This window comes from Paenibacillus sp. BIC5C1, from assembly GCF_032399705.1.
In the GTDB taxonomy this organism is placed as follows: domain Bacteria; phylum Bacillota; class Bacilli; order Paenibacillales; family Paenibacillaceae; genus Paenibacillus; species Paenibacillus taichungensis_A.
In genome coordinates this window covers 483,779-501,831 of sequence record NZ_CP135922.1, presented here as the reverse complement: position 1 = coordinate 501,831, position 18,053 = coordinate 483,779, and the positions used below count along the sequence as shown (strand labels likewise).

The 18,053-nt window shown below is 46.6% G+C and carries 18 protein-coding genes; all 18 read right to left on the bottom strand.

Features of this window, described 5'->3' with window-relative positions:
* Nucleotides 1-170: 170 nt before the first annotated feature.
* Nucleotides 171-2,267 carry a methyl-accepting chemotaxis protein gene (locus RS891_RS02420; RefSeq protein ID WP_315794326.1) on the bottom strand — a complete coding sequence of 699 codons (2,097 nt, stop codon included), beginning with the start codon at nucleotides 2,265-2,267 and terminating at the stop codon, nucleotides 171-173.
* Nucleotides 2,268-2,484: 217 nt separating this feature from the next.
* Entirely contained in the window at nucleotides 2,485-3,528 is a 1,044-nt protein-coding gene (locus tag RS891_RS02415) for an EAL domain-containing protein (RefSeq protein ID WP_113055170.1), read from the bottom strand.
* 212 nt (nucleotides 3,529-3,740) lie between these two features.
* Nucleotides 3,741-5,999 (bottom strand): bifunctional 2',3'-cyclic-nucleotide 2'-phosphodiesterase/3'-nucleotidase, encoded by a 2,259-nt coding sequence (locus RS891_RS02410; RefSeq protein WP_397386885.1) that lies wholly within the window; start codon nucleotides 5,997-5,999, stop codon nucleotides 3,741-3,743.
* A gap of 478 nt (nucleotides 6,000-6,477) precedes the next feature.
* Nucleotides 6,478-6,894: a pyridoxamine 5'-phosphate oxidase family protein gene (locus RS891_RS02405; RefSeq protein ID WP_113055173.1), complete on the bottom strand. Its 417-nt coding sequence runs from the start codon at nucleotides 6,892-6,894 to the stop codon at nucleotides 6,478-6,480.
* 466 nt (nucleotides 6,895-7,360) lie between these two features.
* Nucleotides 7,361-7,819, bottom strand: a complete 459-nt coding sequence (locus RS891_RS02400) for an NUDIX domain-containing protein (protein WP_113055174.1) — start codon at nucleotides 7,817-7,819, stop codon at nucleotides 7,361-7,363.
* Nucleotides 7,820-7,882: 63 nt separating this feature from the next.
* Complete coding sequence (locus RS891_RS02395; RefSeq protein ID WP_315794325.1) at nucleotides 7,883-8,650, bottom strand: 5-oxoprolinase subunit PxpA; 768 nt, start codon at nucleotides 8,648-8,650, stop codon at nucleotides 7,883-7,885.
* Nucleotides 8,650-9,675: a 5-oxoprolinase subunit C family protein gene (locus RS891_RS02390; RefSeq protein WP_113055177.1), complete on the bottom strand. Its 1,026-nt coding sequence runs from the start codon at nucleotides 9,673-9,675 to the stop codon at nucleotides 8,650-8,652. Before RS891_RS02390 ends, RS891_RS02395 begins: the two co-directional genes overlap by 1 nt.
* On the bottom strand, nucleotides 9,672-10,382 hold the full coding sequence (gene pxpB / locus RS891_RS02385; RefSeq protein ID WP_113055179.1) for a 5-oxoprolinase subunit PxpB: 711 nt from the start codon (nucleotides 10,380-10,382) through the stop codon (nucleotides 9,672-9,674). The genes RS891_RS02390 and pxpB overlap by 4 nt, the downstream gene beginning before the upstream one ends.
* Before the next feature lie 39 nt (nucleotides 10,383-10,421).
* A complete protein-coding gene (locus tag RS891_RS02380) occupies nucleotides 10,422-11,252 on the bottom strand; it encodes a DUF2785 domain-containing protein (protein ID WP_315794324.1) in 831 nt (276 codons plus the stop codon).
* A 3-nt stretch (nucleotides 11,253-11,255) separates the two neighbouring features.
* A complete protein-coding gene (locus RS891_RS02375) occupies nucleotides 11,256-11,846 on the bottom strand; it encodes a histidine phosphatase family protein (RefSeq protein WP_315794323.1) in 591 nt (196 codons plus the stop codon).
* The gene (locus RS891_RS02370) at nucleotides 11,843-12,439 is read right to left on the bottom strand and encodes a DUF1572 family protein (RefSeq protein WP_397386884.1); all 597 of its coding nucleotides are present in this window, start codon (nucleotides 12,437-12,439) and stop codon (nucleotides 11,843-11,845) included. Before RS891_RS02370 ends, RS891_RS02375 begins: the two co-directional genes overlap by 4 nt.
* Nucleotides 12,440-12,466: 27 nt before the next feature.
* Nucleotides 12,467-12,796, bottom strand: coding sequence for a DUF952 domain-containing protein (locus RS891_RS02365; protein ID WP_064642662.1), 330 nt, complete (start codon nucleotides 12,794-12,796; stop codon nucleotides 12,467-12,469).
* A gap of 51 nt (nucleotides 12,797-12,847) precedes the next feature.
* The gene (locus tag RS891_RS02360) at nucleotides 12,848-13,405 is read right to left on the bottom strand and encodes a GNAT family N-acetyltransferase (protein ID WP_315794322.1); all 558 of its coding nucleotides are present in this window, start codon (nucleotides 13,403-13,405) and stop codon (nucleotides 12,848-12,850) included.
* Between the two features lie 18 nt (nucleotides 13,406-13,423).
* On the bottom strand, nucleotides 13,424-13,825 hold the full coding sequence (locus RS891_RS02355; RefSeq protein WP_113055186.1) for a ribosomal maturation YjgA family protein: 402 nt from the start codon (nucleotides 13,823-13,825) through the stop codon (nucleotides 13,424-13,426).
* Between the two features lie 3 nt (nucleotides 13,826-13,828).
* Nucleotides 13,829-14,380 carry a GrpB family protein gene (locus RS891_RS02350; protein WP_315794321.1) on the bottom strand — a complete coding sequence of 184 codons (552 nt, stop codon included), beginning with the start codon at nucleotides 14,378-14,380 and terminating at the stop codon, nucleotides 13,829-13,831.
* 132 nt (nucleotides 14,381-14,512) lie between these two features.
* Nucleotides 14,513-15,619, bottom strand: a complete 1,107-nt coding sequence (locus RS891_RS02345; RefSeq protein ID WP_315794320.1) for an Ig-like domain-containing protein — start codon at nucleotides 15,617-15,619, stop codon at nucleotides 14,513-14,515.
* A 344-nt stretch (nucleotides 15,620-15,963) separates the two neighbouring features.
* Nucleotides 15,964-17,061: an undecaprenyldiphospho-muramoylpentapeptide beta-N-acetylglucosaminyltransferase gene (locus tag RS891_RS02340; protein ID WP_315794319.1), complete on the bottom strand. Its 1,098-nt coding sequence runs from the start codon at nucleotides 17,059-17,061 to the stop codon at nucleotides 15,964-15,966.
* Nucleotides 17,010-18,035, bottom strand: a complete 1,026-nt coding sequence (locus RS891_RS02335) for a polysaccharide biosynthesis protein (protein ID WP_315794318.1) — start codon at nucleotides 18,033-18,035, stop codon at nucleotides 17,010-17,012. The genes RS891_RS02340 and RS891_RS02335 overlap by 52 nt, the downstream gene beginning before the upstream one ends.
* Between the last annotated feature and the right edge of the window lie 18 nt (nucleotides 18,036-18,053).

Sequence of the window (18,053 nt, the reverse complement as noted above, 5' to 3'; positions counted from 1 at the left end):
ATATTCATCATGTTTTGAGGCATGATATGAGAATGGTTTGCCAGATATGATTACACCGCAATTCTTGCGGATAAACCAGACGCTATAGTTATACATGGCTGCAGGAGAATTGTCTATCTTTATTTCTTTCTAATTCTATAGGAACTGCGGTAAAAAATATGACCTAATGATTAGGATTTATTCCCATCCTTCGGCGAGTCCCCTACCATTTTGAACATACCCAACAACCCTTGTAATTGCTCCGCCATACTGTTCAGATGTGCTGAAGAAGAAGCGATCTCCTCCACAGATGCCAGCTGTTCCTGAGAAGAGGCTGAGACGGATTCCGTATTTGCCGCAGATTCTTGGGTCACAATTGAAATATCGTTCATTGCTTTGGCAACATGGGAAGCACCACTCTCCAGCTGTTTCGTTGTTTCGGACAAATCGTCCAGCGTATGAACAGCATCCTCTACAGCCTCCCGAATTTGTGCAAAGGATTGTCCCGAGGTATTTACAGCCTGAATCCCATCTCCAACCCGAGTCTGGGCTGCATTCATAGCGTTCAGGGCCGCATCCATATCCTGACGGATATTATGAACGAGTTCACCGATCTGCGCAGCCGAGCTTCCCGATTCCTCAGCAAGCTTCCGCACCTCTCCCGCTACGACGGCGAATCCACGGCCAGCATCTCCCGCTCTTGCCGCTTCAATGGAGGCGTTCAGAGCAAGCAGATTGGTCTGTTTTGAGATCGTGGCAATCACATCTACCATGCTGCCAATCTCAACGGACCGTGCATTCAGTGACTGAACCACCGTTGCCAGCTGTTCTACCGTTTCCTGAATGCTATTCATCTGCTCTACCGCCTGACCAGCAGCCTCATTGCCTGAATATGCTGCACCGGATGTATGCCGCATGTTTGTTGTAATGGATTGCACACGCTCAGACATCATACGAACATCTTCCGCCATTTGGCTCATTTGCCCTGATCCATCCGTCACACTCTTCACTTGCTGTTCGGCACCCTCGGCAAGCTCCTGAATCGCCATCGTTGAATGCTCAATGGCCTTGGTTGTTTGATCCGCACTTGCGGACAATTCCTGTGAGGAAGCAGAGACCTGCTCTGCCGTTTCCTGCACACCCAGAATCATCATGCGCAGATTATCGACCATCCGTTCGAAGTACTTCGCCAGGTCGCCTACCTCATCTTTGCGTCCTGTTTCCATTTTCACCGTCAGGTCGCCTTTACTTACGGCTCTAGCGGATTCCTGTAGACGTTTGATCGGACGCAGCATTGAACGTGTAAACCAGATAATAAATATCAACGTTAAGAAGGTTGCTGCCAGAATGACCAACAGGGTTGCCATCCGAATGTCTTTACTTGCATTGGATACTTCACTTCTAAACAAAGTGCCGCCAATCTTCCATCCGGTTTCCTCGTTAGTAGAGAAGATCATGGTTTTGGGATCGTCATGATAGATATAGCTAAATTCGCCTTCTTTGCTCTCGAACATTGGATCGAGCGTTGTTGTTTGTTCTTGTGTGCCGGCTTCCACGACTGGGGATACGACATAATTTTTGTCTGCATCCAAGATGACGACATACCCTTCCTTGCCAACCTTAATAGATGCCTGCTTTTGCAACTCTGTTAGATCCATGGACAAACCAATGACACCCGATTGATCCTCAAGCGTTTTGGAGACAAAGACAACAGCAATGCCGTCTGTATTCTTGGAAACAGGTGAAACTACTGGAGTACCTGGCTTCTCCATCGCGAGCTTGTACCATTCTCGTTCCCGAGGATCATAAGCGGACCCTTGTGAGCTTCCCGCAGATTCCTTGCCACGAACCATGACTCCCTCTTTGGTCCCCACAAAGATATTTATAGCATCCGGATGTAGCCCAAGATACTCTTTCAATTTCGTCTCAAGCTCAGGGCTTTCATCCTGTCCTTTAATCATGTCAGTCACAATCAAACTGGCAAAATAATTGATATCATGGATCTTCGCATCCACATGTGTTCCAATAATTGAATTCGTTGTGTCTACACTTTGTTTCGCACTATCCATCAGCTGGTCTTCCACCGTATCATCAGCGATAATTAGCGTAACGATCCCAATGGTTAGACTCGGTAAGAGTAGAACAGCCAGGAAGGATACCAATAATTTGTTCCTTATGCTCCAAACGAAGCCTTTTTTCTTTCTGTTTTTCTTTTTAGGTTTATTATCTTTTGGTTTGGCTGGCTCGGTTGCTGCCTTTTCTTGCTCATTCCCCCGAATGTTACCCATCTTGCTTCTCCCCCTCTAAATTTAAATCTACCTTTTTATGTAAGACCCCTCCGACCCGATTAAATAAGGTGCCATATAGACAACAATTTATTCAAAGGCCTACCCTATATATCGGCTGAATAAGCTTATTTATTTGAATGAAAAGTTTTCATGGCATGTCAAACAAGCCACTCCGATCAAGCGAAGTGACTTGTGGTACGACTATATTTTATTGCATTCACGCAGAGGTTTTTCCGTAGGGACCTTGTGGCGGATAGGCGGTTGGCTTACCAAAATAATACCCTTGTGCCAAATCAATACCCACGGATCGACAGAATTCAAATTCCTCGATTCGCTCAATGCCCTCAGCAAGTACCCGCCCGCTAAAACGACGCGACATCTCAACAATATCAATAATTTGCTGCTGTTTGTTCAAATCATGATCACAATGATCAATGAGACTCCGATCTATTTTGACAAAATCCGGCTTCAGCCGATTCATTACTTCGATCGTTGAGAATCCGGCCCCCACGTCATCCAAGGCAACTGACATTCCATGAGAACGATACACCTCAAAAATATGCTGCAAGATGGACATATGCTGAATCTGTTCCGTTTCCACCACTTCAAACACAAAATCCTTAGGGTCTAGCGAAAGGCGTTCAATCGTCTCAAATGTGTGTGTCAGACAATATTCGGGGTTATAGATGGAGGAAGGCAGGAAATTCACAAAACGTTTGACACCATGCGGTAAAAGAACGGCACTCGTCTCAATGGCAGCAATACGTGCTGTCCGATCTAGAAAAGAATGCAATCCGGTATCCCGTGCAACTTCAAATAATTCATACGCACTGAAGGGTCTACCCTGTTCAGCAGGACGAAGTAAAAATTCAAATCCGATAATCTGCTCCGATGCATCTACGATTGGCTGCATATGACTGCTAAATTGATGCTCCAGGATAATGGAAACCAGATCCGCATGTTTGAGTCGAGCTTCCTGCATGGAGAGACTAATCCAACTATCCGCATTTACCTGCCCATACAGTGGAGTGACCTGTACCGTTACCTTATCCGGCAGGGTCGCTTCAATGTTCAGAATATCCTCTATACATTGCTGTGCAGATTCAAGGTTCAAAAAATGCATCCAGATGAGTTCATCCGAATGTTCGACATGTCTTCCCTGCATCTGCAGTGCTTCCAGCAAAGCGGGGGAGATGGGACGCATATACAGGGTACCTTGATCCTCTATAGGATGAATTGGACTGCAGCCACTGCAATTCATGTAGAACCCCCTTGCCAGTTTGTGATTCTATCTCATTAATGTTTACTGGTATATACCCAAAGTTTGTAAATATTATAGCATGGGTATTGAAATTTATCTCTACTGTTTTGATGACTTTAATGATAATGGTTCCGGCATACGTTCGCATTGTCATAGCATAAAAAAGACCGACAGTCTGCTGACTGTCGGTCTTCATTTACCGCTAATTAATCTTAAGACGCGGGAATTACGATTTTCTGTCCAACTTTAAGATTGTGCACATTTGTAATTTTATTTACGGAAACCAGCTTGCGCCAGTCCACACCATATTTCAAGCCGATGCGGTAGAGGTTATCTCCTTTTTTCACTACATGTACCACTTTGCCGCCTGTTGGTTTCTCAGGTTGTGGCTTGGTTGTAGGTTTAGTTGGAGTTGGGTCTGGCTTCGTAGGCGTTGGAGCAGGCTCCGTACCTGTTTCTGGAGTCGTTGTTGCTTCTCCTGTCAATTTCAAGCCATACTCAGCAAAGCCGTCTTTGTTTGTCCCAATAAAGGACATCGCCGGGTTCGCTTCAACCAATGCTTTGGCATCCGGGGAAGACGCGAACACGACTTCAAGATCGTTGAGTGCAGCTGCCGTTACACCTGCAGAAGGCTTAATTGGTGCAAGCGACCAGTTACCATCAGCTGTCGGGTTAATCGTTTTGTTCTCACGGATGTAATCAATGATAACTTGACGGTTCTCATCCGGTGCAGCCAAGACGATGCGTTTACCGTCCGGGTTAGCCAGTTTGGATGAAGAAGCACGATAGTTATTCGTTGCCACGATGAATTTTTGAGCTGGATCAACTGGTTTACCATTGAAACTCAGGTCTTTAATCCGGTTAGCTGAAGCATTTACGATCGTAGCTTTGCCATCATATTTCGCTGGTTGAGTTACATCAATTTGGTACGTGACACCATCGATAACGTCGAAGTTATACGTTGGGAAGTCCATATTGACCAATTGTTGTTGTCCACCTTTTGCCGGATCGATCTGGTTAAATTGGCCAGCAGACCATTCCAACCATTCTTTCAGCTCAGCGCCATTAACCAACACGGCATGTACCGTATTTGGATACACGTACAAGTCAGCTACGTTTTTGATCGCAATGGTGCCTTTAGGGATATTCGTATAATACGAAGCTCCTGAACGTCCGCCTGCTTTGAACGGAGCGCCTGCAGACAATACAGGAATATCTTCATATTCTGTTCCTTGCATATGTTTTTCAACATACCATTTCTGTGCATTTGTTACGATCTGAATGGATGGATCATCCTGAACAAGTGCAAAGAAACTGTTGATTGGAGCCGTCGTTTCGCCGACTGGGCCACGCACATACTCAAGCGTACCTTCATGTTCGTCATGAACAGCATCAACGATCTCTTGATCAGCATCTACCAGAGCCTTTTTGTTAGCTGTGTCATAGATAGGGCGTGCCTCTACTTTGGAGTCTGCCACTTTCCATTTTCCGTCTACCAGTTCCAGATCCAAATCGATAATTCCAAGGTGGTCACCCCAGAAGCCTGGCTCTACAGCAGGAACACCATTGATTGTACCTTTTTCAAGGTCTACACCTTTTTTACCGGCAAAATCAGCGCTCGGGAATACTTTATGGGCATGTCCAAACAGGATGGCATTAATGCCTTCAACCTGGCTCAGGTACAATACCGAGTTTTCCATCAGATCCGTTTGAGGAATATCTTCAAAACCGGAGTGAGGAATAGCTACAATAATGTCGGCACCTTCAGCCTTCATTTTAGGAACGAATTTCTTCGCAGTAGCGATAATGTCTTTGGCAATGACTTTGCCTTCCAGATTAGCACTGTCCCACTGCATAACTTGTGGCGGTACAAATCCGATGACACCCACCTTGATGGTGTGCTCTTTGCCACTCTCATCAGTAACTTTTTTGTCTAAAATTTTATATGGGGTAAAGTAGTTCTTGTCATTCGTCTCATCGTCGTCACCGTCATCTACATATACGTTGGCATTGATGTAAGGGAAGTTCGCACCTTCCAGTGTCATGTCAAGGAAATCCAAACCATAGTTAAACTCATGGTTACCGATGTTTCCTGCATCATAATCGAGCAGGTTCATCGCTTTATATACAGGGTGAGTTTCGCCCTTTTTGAGTGGATCAATCTTCGCTACATAATCCCCGAGTGGGTTACCCTGGATCAGGTCACCGTTGTCGAACAGCAAGCTGTTCTTCGCTTCGTCACGGGCTTTTTTGATCAGCGTAGCTGTTTTCGCCAGACCATACTGGTCTGTCTCTTTGTCGGAATAGTAGTCATAGTTAATCAGGTTGTCGTGAATGTCCGTTGTTTCCATGATCCGCAATTTAACCTTGGTAGCGTCCGCAGCCGATACAGGTACCGGAAATACCGCAAGCACGTTTAATGCAACCAAAGCGGCAGTCAGGCTTGATAATACTTTTTTACTCTTTCTCAAAATAACCCCTCCCGGTTATGTACATTGAATCATGCATTAGTGAGCAAACGAATAAGCGCAGAAATGCGAAAGATCTCATGGGTTGTGCGTACTGATATTCCGATCGTATGGTTCAGAATCTCAGGTTAGTTTATCTCACATGAACATCTATTCATATCTGTGCGTATCGTTTACATTCCAAATCATAACGCAATGTTCAACCATTGAAAAGCATTATTTTTTACGTTATCCGCACATACATGGCCCAGTTTACAATAACATGCGTGATTTCGACATCTTTTGCATGTTTTTGGATGAAAATAGTTTACTCACGCTGTTAAAAACGTATATTACATGTGGCTTACATCTATATCCATATTAGCTGAATCGACCCATATCAAAAAACCGTGACGCCTTCTGGCGTTCACGGTTGGCTATATCTTTTCCAAATCGTTGGCATGGCCTCCCACTCAGAAAAGGTGATTTTCAATATGCGAAATTACTGCTCCCACACCTGATGCTCATGATCTTTGCCGATGTATTCAATCCGATTTGGGGTAATGTCCAGAATGACATAATTGGGATCGTTTGGGCCGTCAAACCATGCTTTTAGTTCATCATTCCATACCTGTTCGCGCAAACCTTCATTTTTCGTCACTTCGCATGTTCCTTCAATCTCGACCACTTCCTTGGAGCCACCCGCTTCATAACCTAGCAAAAGGCTGACATTCGGATTATTCTCCAGCTCCTCTACCTTGTGCGTACGGCGGTTTGTCGCCAGATGAATGTTCATTCCATCGTTGAAAAGCGCCATGTAGCGTGATTTCGGTTTACCGTTCTCCACCGTGGAGAAACTGCAAAAAGGGTTGTTTTCCAATGCTTTTACAATGTTTTGTTCCAATTCAGTCTGGTTCATGGGAAATGCTCCTTTCGATTTAGGGGATATTTGAAGAGCCTTGTAGGCGGCCGTTACGGGTACGGATCGTTCTTTCGATCGCTGTTATCCCCAGATTTTTTTGAAATCCTATCTCATAGGATAAAATCTGGGGATGAAGGCGAACGCTTCGCTTCTACAGAATCGATTCCGTCCCCTTCACTACGTCTACTGTTCTTTCAAATTGAGGAGTGGGTAAGCTAAAGTTCAAATCAAAACCTGTTGACGCCTCAACTTTGCAGGTTTTGCTTCCTTAGGTTTTTATCCACTCCGCTGCCGTGTATAAGTACAGTCAGCTTACGTTAGGTGTAATAAGCCTGTACTTATAGTGTACCCACCTCATCTATGGTGAATCCATGAACCGGTTCGTAAACGTGACAGTTTTGGAAAAGTTATTTATAAAAATGTGTACATAAAGGAAGCATTTCGTGACCATATGGATTAATTTTTAATTCAAATCCCCAAGATAAATACGTGAAGACGCCTGATCCAGTAACAGTTCACCAATGGTTTTCGGATATAGACGTATCTGTGACAGCGCTTCGAGAGGAATCCATTCTACGGCTACCTGATGATCGTCCGGGCTGGAGCCTTCAAAAATCGTCGCATTCGGATCAACTAACTTGCATTCAAAATAAAATTCAACCTGGTGGACATCGGCATCCCAATCGGCAAATTCATGGTTTTTTCCGATATACTCCCGGATATGCAGCAAATCTCCCACAGTCACCGCCTGTCCAATTTCCTCCAGACATTCACGGGCAACGGCATCCTTTAGTTCTTCGCCTTTCTCCTGTCCTCCGCCAGGGAAAACATAAGCGTCACCATATTGATCCTCCAACCGGATCACTAGCAAACGTCCATCCTGTACAATAACAGCCTTCGCCGAATTACGTATCGGTTTCATGTTCTACTTTCACTCCTTACAAACTCGTATAGTTCGACCTCTGACCCTCGGTTACTGTAGCAATCATCTAGCAACTCCAGGTGCAGTCAGGTTAACTCCCTCAGATTCAAGCAACGAACGTATCTCTTGAGCAAATACAAGAGCATGCGCTCCGTCGCCGTGGATGCAAATTGTCTCTGCCTTTATGGATACAGGTGAACCTTCCGTCGACACAACAATGCCCTCTTTCACCATACGCAGTACTTGAGCAAGAGCTTGTTCCGTCTTCTGAATGACAGCCCCCGGATGACTGCGTGGGGTTAGTCTCCCATCTGGTCCGTAGGTTCGATCTGCAAAAACTTCACCGATACTGCGCAGCCCAATGCGATCCGCTGCCTGTATCATTGCACTGCCGGCCAGGCCATAGAGATACAGTTCCGGTTGTACTTTATAGATAGCCTCGGCGATTCCCTCAGCGAGCTGATCATCTTCAGCAGCCATGTTATACAAGGCTCCATGGGGTTTCACATGGTGCATGCGCCCCCCGTATGAACGGACAAAAGCATCCAACGCACCCATTTGATACACAACCATGTCATAGGCTTCTCGTGGTGAAATATCCATACGTCTTCTGCCAAATCCCTGCAAATCGGGCAAGCCGGGATGGGCGCCAATCGCGACATGATGCTCCAATGCTTGTAGCACCGTTTGCCGCATCGTTGCCGGATCACCCGCATGAAATCCACAAGCGATGTTGGCTGAAGTGATCAGCGGCAGAATTGCCTCATCCGACGCCATACGGTATACTCCGTAACTCTCGCCAAGGTCACAATTGATATCCACCGTGTTCATTAAAGGTTCCCCATTTCTGCCAATTTCCTGCGAATCAACTGATCGGTTAGCCGCCACTCCAACTCCTGTTCAAGGAATAATTGCTGTGCTTCTTCATACGTAATCCGTTCAAAAGTAACCCGCGCCCCTGGCCTTGCCTGTGCCAGTATCGGCAAATCTACCCGCGCTACTTGTGCGATCACAGGATAGCCCCCAATGGTTTGATGATCGGCCATCAATATAATGGGCTGACCATCTGCTGGCACCTGAACTGTGCCATAGGTGACGGCTTCGGACAGCCGATCCATGGGTTGAACGAGTTCCAACTTTGCACCTTCCAATCGATAACCCATCCGATCCGATTGAGGAGAGATTACATATCGTTCTTTGTGGAATCGTTCCAGGCTGTCTTCATCAAACGCTGTACTGTCTTTGCCCGGCATGACACGAATAACAGGTTCAGCATGGTAGGCGGGCCATTCCCTGCTGGACAAGTACCATGCAGGTGCGTGCATCCGCCGATTATTCTTTCCAGCTTCCACACTCCATCCATGCAACGCCGATTGCGCTTCATAAGAAGCTTCCCCCACAAACAACCTGTCACTCACCTTCAGGGCACGTCCTTCAACCCCACCAAAACCTGTCTTAAGATCCGTACTGCGGCTGCCCATCATCTCAGGTACTGCGATTCCACCAGCAATCGCCATATAAGACCTCAAACCGGAACGGCATCGTCCAAATCTCAGTACACTTCCAGCAAGTAGCATGACCGGACGCCATAGCGGAACAGGCAGGCCATCCACCGTTCCCGTCAGATCCGCGCCACATAAAGAGATCAGCCGATTGTCATGAAAACGAAGCTCCGGTCCCGTCATCGTCATCTCCAGCACAGCTGCATCACGGGAATTGCCAACCAATGCATTGGCTGCTCTGGCTGCAAAGGAATCCATAACCCCGCCCGGATGAATTCCATACCGACGAAATCCCGTCCTTCCTTCGTCCTGAACGGTGGATAACAAACCTGGGCGAATAACTTCAATACTCATCCTTCGCCCTCCTTTTGTTCCAGATACTCCTGCAGTGATATCGCTGCAAAACGAACCCGATCACCTGCTGCCAGCAGGCTTGGCGGATTTTCCGTCGGACGAAATAGCTCCAGTGGTGTTCGGCCGATACATTGCCATCCGCCAGGAGTCGTCACCGGGTAAACTCCCGTTTGTTTGCCACCAATACCCACTGTTCCCGCTTCTACACGAAGCCGAGGTGTGAATCGTCTGGGTGTAGCGATCTTCTCCGATAGCCCGCCCAGATAAGGAAAACCTGGTGCAAATCCAATCATGTGAACCAGGTAATCGCCGGATGTATGAATAGCTATGACCTCATCCGGCGTAAGCCCATGTTCAGTAGCGACATATTCCAGATCAGGACCCAGTTCACCACCATAACATACGGGAATAATGATCGTTCTGGGTTCACCCAGCGTTGCCTCTTCCATCTTGTTCAATTCATGAAGCAGCCTTCCGCATACCTCGTCGTACGAGGAAATCAACGGATCATAGAACAGCGTGACCGATGCAAATGAAGGTAACCACTCCAAGATGCCCGATAGTTGCCTCTTTTCCAGCAAAGTACATATCGACATCACCCTCCGGTGCACCGCTTCGGATATGTTGTCCCCACACCGGATCATAACCCCTGTTTCTCCCAGAGGAGACAGCACATCCTCAGTCCATGAATACGGCAGTTCAGTCATGCTATCCCCCTCCTTGTTCACAAGTTTATAATCCCTTGATCATTTTTTCTCCAAAGCCTGCAAAATAAATGAACGCACAGCGGGAAAGGGCTCTACGTCTTCTGTCCGTATGGCAAGATAGAGCGTCTGCAGAAAGACGCGCAAATTCAAGCTCATCTGGCTGATCTCCAGAAGCGATTTCCCCTCCGTCTTATCGTTTGGATGCAGTGAATCGATCCAAGACGAAATATCGTTTTGCTCCAGCAGATTGCGACAAAGGATGGTGACCACTGCATGAGCAATCCGCTGATCCTCATCATGGATGTAGACCACACTCGATTCGGTAATTTTCACAGTGAGTGCATGCAAAAGCTCCCGTAAGGCTACCCGCTCCATATAAGGCGACTGTGCAAGATCTTCAACTGCATCTGCCGCGTGTGCCGGAGCGTGCGCCCAGCCCTTATCATCGACATAGCCGCGAACATCTTTTTCACGTTCCAGATACGTAGTCAACCGATGATGAATAACCTCTATCTCTTCCTTTTTCAGAAAAGGCCGTTGACGATCTACACTCAGAATTGGAGGCAGGAGCAGCACAGAGAAGGTTCGGGTAAACACACTGTCCGTGCCTTGTTCTCCAATACCATGAAAAAGATGCTGATCATCCAGCGCCATATGTAACAGCTGACTGAGCTGTTCTTCCGAAAATACACCCTGTCCAATCCAGGTCGCAAACGTAACATAGATCAATTCATCCCGCAAAACCGGGTCTGGACTGCCAATATGCTGCATCATATGCAGAGCCAATTCGTAAGGATGTTCTACTTCATGGGCGGATAAATTAGCCGAATCAATCTGCCGCAATTTCTGTTTTAATGCCAGAGCATCCATCTATCACAACTCCTTGGAGGAATTCAGATGCACGCTGCAATTGTATAGATCACATTGCCAAGACTCAGCTTCCCAAGAAATCCGGGTGATCGACGTGTTGGACAGCTTTGCGCTCACATCAAGTTCAGGAACCAACCCTCGCAGTGTATTACGAAGAATAGCGCCATGGCTGACAACGATCACTCTTCCATTGGGATGCTGTCGTACAATATCTTCTATCGCGGCACTGCCCCGACTCGTACCTGCATCCGCAAGTTCCCGCCCTAAATCCAGAGTATTCCAATCCGCTCCCCATTTGGCTAGACGCTCAGCTTCGGTCGTACCCTCCACCTGCCCACCGCCCATTTCACGCAACCTCGGGTCCAAATGAATCTCTTGTATTCCCAAACGATCTCCAATGATGCGAGCCGTCTCACTTGCACGCTCCAGATCACTTGCATAGATGGCATCCCACGTTTCCTCACTCAGTCTTGCAGCAAGCAATAGTGCCTGTTCTCTTCCTTCCCGATCCAACGGATTATCCGTTTGGCCTTGCGAACGTTTCTCCTTATTCCACGCCGTGCTTCCATGGCGAATCAATGCGATCTGTGTCATTGCTGTTCCTCACCTTTACCTTTTTCTATGCGTAATTCATCATCTGTAAAATGTTTTCGTGCCTTCGGCTTGGCAAATTTGCCGCCATTATATCGGTCCGAACCATTTCTCGGAATGGAAAGACTGTTCCACGCGGTTTCTTTGAGCATTTTGGCTGCATAGATAATCTGCCCCACATGATAAGGGTAATGCGCCAATTGCCGGATGATTGCCTCCATGACGGTATGTCCTTCATTGCGAATATATATAATATGAGACAGTTGCTCCGGTGTAAAAGAACGAATGGCTCCAAGCAAACAGTTCCAGCCTTCCTCCCATTTGGCGAGCAGCTCTTCCCGGGTCGAAATATCATTCACAAATTCCGCATCACGTTCACGCCACGGCTTTTCTCCATCGGTTGTCAGCACATCCGTCCAACGGGACAGCATATTGCCCCATAGATGCTTCACAATAACCGCAATGCTGTTGGCATCTTCATTCCAGGATTGAAACAGTTGCTCGGATTCCAATTGCTCCATGGCCTTTTCCCCAAGCTGTTTGTAATACAAAAATTGCTTCTCGGCTGTATCCAGAAATACCTGATTCATATCCACACGTTCACAACCCTTCACAAAATGTTTTTATTCAGGAAAAGAAAACGTCCCGTCTTCATTCGGTTCAAAAGAAATGACTTTCCGTACAGCATCCAAATTAAGTTCACCATAGATATGTGGAAACAGTTCATTCAACTCATACAGGTCCTCATACACCAGTTCCGGCTTCAAGGCCCTCTCATCAATGCCAATCAATAACAAATCCGTACGCCCTTGATAAAATTGAGCCGCTACCCATGGAATCTGTTCTTTAGTGGAACAATGAATGAAACCGTCCGTCTCCAGGCTATCCGGTGCATACACGCTCTGCTTGGATACCTGCTCCCATACCGCTCGGGAAATAATACTGTAGATCATTGTTCCGCCTCCTTCAATTTCTTCTATGTATCGTGCAAGTCATTGGAAGTATTATAGATCATCCCGGATACGGGAGTACAATTTTTGATCCGTAAACACACCTTTGATCTTCAATTGTTTACGCATCAAACCTTCATATGACATGCCCAGCTTCTCCATCACTCGTGCAGAACCGATGTTGCCTGCATTGCATTTCCCCTCCAGCCGATTGCAGTCCAGTTCCTGAAAACAGTATTCAACAATCGGCTGCATCGCTTCTGCTGCAAGGCCTTTGCCCCAACAACTGCTGGCAATCGCGTACCCCAGTTCCGCACTTTGCATGGATTCATTTAGATGAAAAATGCCACCTCGCCCGATCAGTTTCCCCGTTTCTTTCAGAATAAAGGCCCATATATAGACCGTTTTCTTCTCATAATTGTCTAACACTCTTTGAATATATTGAACGGAATCATCCAACGTCTCATGGCAGTTCCACAAACTTTGCTGACTCACTTTCGGATCAGAGGCAAACATAAAATAATCATCGAGGTCGTTGAGCGTAAGACGTCTCAGTATCAAACGCTCTGTCTCAAATTCGGGTGATTCCGTAAAAAGCTTCTCTACATTCACTTAAGTCCCTCCCCATTATCAAGCCTTCTTATTGCTCAGGAAATAACGATCGATCCCATAGACGCACAGAATGCCGACAGCATACCTCAACAGATCCATCACCAGAAATCCACGTCCCAAAATAAGCGCACCCAGCATCGTTGAACGCACTTCGTTCAGCCAAGCGATCTGAATCATTTGCGAACATTCGACGGCCCAGCTAAAAAGCAGGCTTACGATCAGCGCCAACTCTTTGCTGCGATTCATCCAAACCATGCGTACCCCAAAATAAATCATCGCTGCCCACAAGGCATCACCAAAATGCTCACGTACAAAATCCGGTAAAAGTTCACCAAAGTGTCTGGACGCCAGTCCTGCCGCCATGGTTATGATCACTGCAATGAAATAAATCAATCTGTCTTTGAAAAATGCCTTCCTCATGGATCAAATGCCTTCATCAAGCACTTGTATAATAAATTCCGTTTTGGCAGCGGTATACGCTTCCCTGTCGTCCTTATTCTCATCCGCAAGTTTAGCTTTCAAGGCCGAATAAACCTCTACCAGATCCGGGCGCTGTCTCAGCACATCCCGGAACTGGATTTGGCGACCCCAACGTTCCTCGCCTGGGCGCATCAGATGAAGATGTACAGCCCTCTTGCCATCCTTCACTCTGACCCAGAATCGTCTGTATTCCCGACCATCCAGTTCAGGTGGAACGTAGTTCCAGCCTGCCGGATTCAGCTGATTGGCAATTAAGTCCATGTCCTCCCACGACTTCACCTCTCCCATCAAATCAATAATGGGCTTTGCCGGCAATCCCGGAATCGATGTGCTTCCGATATGTTCAAATTTATGAATATTGAGCTCCTGTAATAGTTCTTTGAGTTGTCGAATTTCTTCCTGAGCCTGCGAGTCCCACATGGGATTGGCCTCTACAATCTCTATCGATTCTGTCGCCCACGCAGGCCAGTTTTCCGGTTGCAGATGATCTGTCATTCAGATGCTCCCTCCTTTATGTAATTACTATATAGAATTTTTTATACTTAAAAGGGGCGTATGTCTACGCCCCATCTGTTTCTGTTCACGATGATGAATTTATCTTAATTGATATGTTTCATTGTTGAAACTTTATTTTACCGTTACCGGTATAGTAACTTTTTTATTACCCCACTTGGCGGTGATGGATGTCTTGCCTTTACCCACGGCCACAATCTTGCCGCCCGATACTGTGGCTACACTTGGTTTGGTGCTGCTCCATACAGCACTGCTCGTTACAATCGTGGTTTTGCCTGTATCATACTGCGCCATCACACTCAGTGTTGTACTTGCTTGTGGCGATAAGACGAGTGTTTTCTGGCCTGTGATCAGCTTTTTGAGCAAAGGAACAACGGTAACCTCTGCCTTTATTGTCTGATTTTGATAAGTTCCTGTCAAGGTGGCTTGTCCTTCCGTCAGTGTTTTGACTGTACCATTTTTGACGGTTGCTACATTATTGTTGGAAGAGGTCCATATCACCTGTTTTGAAAGATTAATTGTTTTCCCATTGGCATATGTACCGATTACCTTCAACGCTTTCGATTTCTTAATATTCAGCTGCATGACAGCAGGTGTTACTTCGACTTTGGTAATCTCGTCTGTAATCGCTACGGGGACTTTAACCGTCTCTGAGCCATATTTGCCTTGTAACAGCACTCTGCCAGTCGTAATTCCTTTAATTTTACCACTCTCCAGCACCGCGGAGGCACTCGATACGGTCCATACGATCTCAGATGTGACGTCTTCTTCCTTGCCATTAGCGCGTACAATGCTTACTTTGGGGAGCGTACTTTCACTACCTTTGACAAAATTATAGGAACTTGGCGAAGCTTTGATGCTTTTAATTTTATCCTGAACCTTAACCAGCAATTGCGCTTTGGCGCCATCTACCTGTGCATATATCGTTGCTTCTCCTGCTGCCACAGCCTTCACTTTGCCTTTAATAATGGTGGCAACAGCTTCGTTACTCGTGGACCATGTGGCGCCACCCGTAACATCCTGCTTGTTATCAAACCCTTCAATAACCGCCATCACTTGAAGCGTCGTTGTCTGGGACACACTCATCTGCTGCGGACTACTGTTGGTAATCTCGATGGATGTCACGTCACCCGTGGCTGCCAGGGCAAAGGAAGGACCCAGTACTGCCAATACTAAAATAAAGGCCAAGGCGCCTCGTATTGCTAATTTCATTCCATTCATTGCAATCTTCATCTCCTGTAATCCAATATTTTACTTCTATTATATTATATCGGAAACTCATTACATAAAAATGAATCCTGTTGGAGCAGAATCGCGGATAAGAGGAACATTCGACATTTGTTACATGCTACGGCCCTCCCCCTATATTCCCAAAATAAGCAGAGGCATTCTCCAAGTCATTAAGAAGTGACTGAAGAATGCCTCTATATTCAGAAAAATCTGGGGATAACAGCGATTGGAAGATTATATTGTTTAATACAATAAACGTTTTGAGATAATCAGGATAGATACGATGAGCAAAAAGAACATGACCAGCAGCAGTTCGGGAAATCTTTTATTCATGTTCAGCTCATTTCCACCGAAGAAACCGTTGTATGAATAAGCTGCAGAACCTTGTCAACGGCGTTGTCCGTTCCACTCGCCTTCATATGGCCCACCATATGATCCCTCTCCTTATATACAAGGTCAATATCTCGCAGGAATGTCTGAGCAGTTAAATCCTCTTCCTGGAGAACCCTCGCATAACCTCGCTCCTGAAAATACTTTGCATTCAGCGTCTGTCCAACAAGAGACCCGCCGTTGGCATGGGGAATCAGGAGCATCGGCTTGCGCAGCAGCAGCCACTCATGGATCGCATTGGAGCCGGCACGTGACACAACCATATCCGCCATAGCCATTAAATCGGCAAGTTCTTCATGCACGTATTCAAATGCCTTGTAGCCTGCAAACCGCGGAAAAGCTGAGTTCAATTTACCTGTGCCACATATATGAATGATTTGATAACGCTTGAGCAGTTCCGGCAGTGTTTCAAGTACCATACGATTGAGCTTTTCCGAACCCTGACTGCCACCCATAATCAACAGAATAGGCCTGTCGGAGACAAATCGGCAAAAATGAATCCCCCGTGCTCGGCTGCCAAGTTTCAACTCCTCCCTGATTACAGGTCCCACGTATACTGTCTTGTCTGACGCCTTAGAGGAGACGAATGTCGTGGTATCCATAAACGTGGTACACATCATTTGAGCGTATCGCCGTGACAGCCTGTTGGCCAGACCCGGATGTAGATCCGGCTCCAGAATCAGCACCGGCACCCGGTTCCACCTGGCACCCACTACAGCAGGAACAGCCACGAATCCCCCTAACGAAAAGCAAACATGAGGTTTAATTCGTAAAATGAGTAGATAAGCCTGCAGCACTCCAAGCATAATTTTGAACACATCGGAAATGTTTGCCCACGCCCAATACCTTCTCAGCTTGCCTGTTGCAATCGCATGGTAGTGAACTGCCGGAATTTTGCCAATTAATTGACGCTCGATGCCCTGCTTGGAACCGATATAATGAATCTCCCATTGCTCCTGAAGCAATCTGGAGATCAGAATGAGATTGGCTGTCACATGACCGGCGGAGCCGCCTCCTGTAAATATGATCCTCTTTTTGAACACAGAAATCCCCCTCTCCACAGCATATCGCGTACTTCCGCCTTGGTCATGATGACATCCTCCGAATGATATCCTCTGCCAGGAAGAGCAAAAGTCTCACAACCCTCTTTATCCGCTAATTTGGGTGCAGAGGAGGCGGTGACAACAAAGTAGGACTTCTCTTCTTCCACTTCCCAAACGTTTTCCCAATTTGAAATCAACGTTTCATAAAGCCGTTCACCCGGACGGGCACCGATAAAATGTATCGGGACATCCTTTTGTCCAGCATCCTCTGCCAATACCTGCGCGATATCCGTTATTTTGCAGGATGGCATTCGGGGGACAATAATCTCGCCGCCCTCGCATTGTTCCATGGCCGATAGAAGAATTTCCACGGCGTCTCCAAGGGGAAGAAAAAAACGTGTCATTCTGGAATCGGTAATGCTGAGTGGCTGCCCCAACGCAAGCTGGCGTTTGAATAACGGTACTACGCTGCCCGTGGATCCAAGAACATTTCCGCTTCGTACACAAGCAAAGCTTGTAGCGGAACGACTGTCAGCTAATAAAATCAATTTTTCCCCGATGGCTTTGGTCATCCCGTACATGCTGGAAGGATTCGCAGCTTTGTCCGTAGATATATATATCACCTTCCGCACGCCGTTCTCGATTGCAGCATCAATGACGTTCTGCGTTCCGACAATATTGGTTTTGACCGCACAATCCGGTTGGTCCTCGCAGACCGGAACATGTTTAAGCGCCGCAAGATGAAAGACATAGTCTACACCCTTACAGGCGCCAGCCAGCTCCCACCGATCTCTGATATCTCCAAGTACAAACTTCACTCTCAGGTCAGAGACGGTTTGTCTCATTTGAGCCTGAAGCGATTCATTTCGTGAAAAAATACGAATTTCTTTCGGTTCCTGAACGAGCAATCGTTTGACCAACTCTTCTCCCCATGAGCCTGTGCCTCCCGTTATTAAAAAGGTTTTATTGAACATCGGATATCCCTCCATCAA

Coding starts and splice junctions, on each gene's coding strand:
- RS891_RS02345 (WP_315794320.1), bottom strand. CDS start 15,619: ATGAATGGAATGAAATTAGCAATACGAGGCGCCTTGGCCTTTATTTTA.
- RS891_RS02355 (WP_113055186.1), bottom strand. CDS start 13,825: ATGAGGAAGGCATTTTTCAAAGACAGATTGATTTATTTCATTGCAGTG.
- RS891_RS02365 (WP_064642662.1), bottom strand. CDS start 12,796: ATGATCTACAGTATTATTTCCCGAGCGGTATGGGAGCAGGTATCCAAG.
- RS891_RS02420 (WP_315794326.1), bottom strand. CDS start 2,267: ATGGGTAACATTCGGGGGAATGAGCAAGAAAAGGCAGCAACCGAGCCA.
- RS891_RS02380 (WP_315794324.1), bottom strand. CDS start 11,252: ATGGATGCTCTGGCATTAAAACAGAAATTGCGGCAGATTGATTCGGCT.
- RS891_RS02335 (WP_315794318.1), bottom strand. CDS start 18,035: ATGTTCAATAAAACCTTTTTAATAACGGGAGGCACAGGCTCATGGGGA.
- pxpB (WP_113055179.1), bottom strand. CDS start 10,382: ATGACTGAACTGCCGTATTCATGGACTGAGGATGTGCTGTCTCCTCTG.
- RS891_RS02390 (WP_113055177.1), bottom strand. CDS start 9,675: ATGAGTATTGAAGTTATTCGCCCAGGTTTGTTATCCACCGTTCAGGAC.
- RS891_RS02405 (WP_113055173.1), bottom strand. CDS start 6,894: ATGAACCAGACTGAATTGGAACAAAACATTGTAAAAGCATTGGAAAAC.
- RS891_RS02415 (WP_113055170.1), bottom strand. CDS start 3,528: ATGAATTGCAGTGGCTGCAGTCCAATTCATCCTATAGAGGATCAAGGT.
- RS891_RS02395 (WP_315794325.1), bottom strand. CDS start 8,650: ATGAACACGGTGGATATCAATTGTGACCTTGGCGAGAGTTACGGAGTA.
- RS891_RS02350 (WP_315794321.1), bottom strand. CDS start 14,380: ATGACAGATCATCTGCAACCGGAAAACTGGCCTGCGTGGGCGACAGAA.
- RS891_RS02400 (WP_113055174.1), bottom strand. CDS start 7,819: ATGAAACCGATACGTAATTCGGCGAAGGCTGTTATTGTACAGGATGGA.
- RS891_RS02375 (WP_315794323.1), bottom strand. CDS start 11,846: ATGACACAGATCGCATTGATTCGCCATGGAAGCACGGCGTGGAATAAG.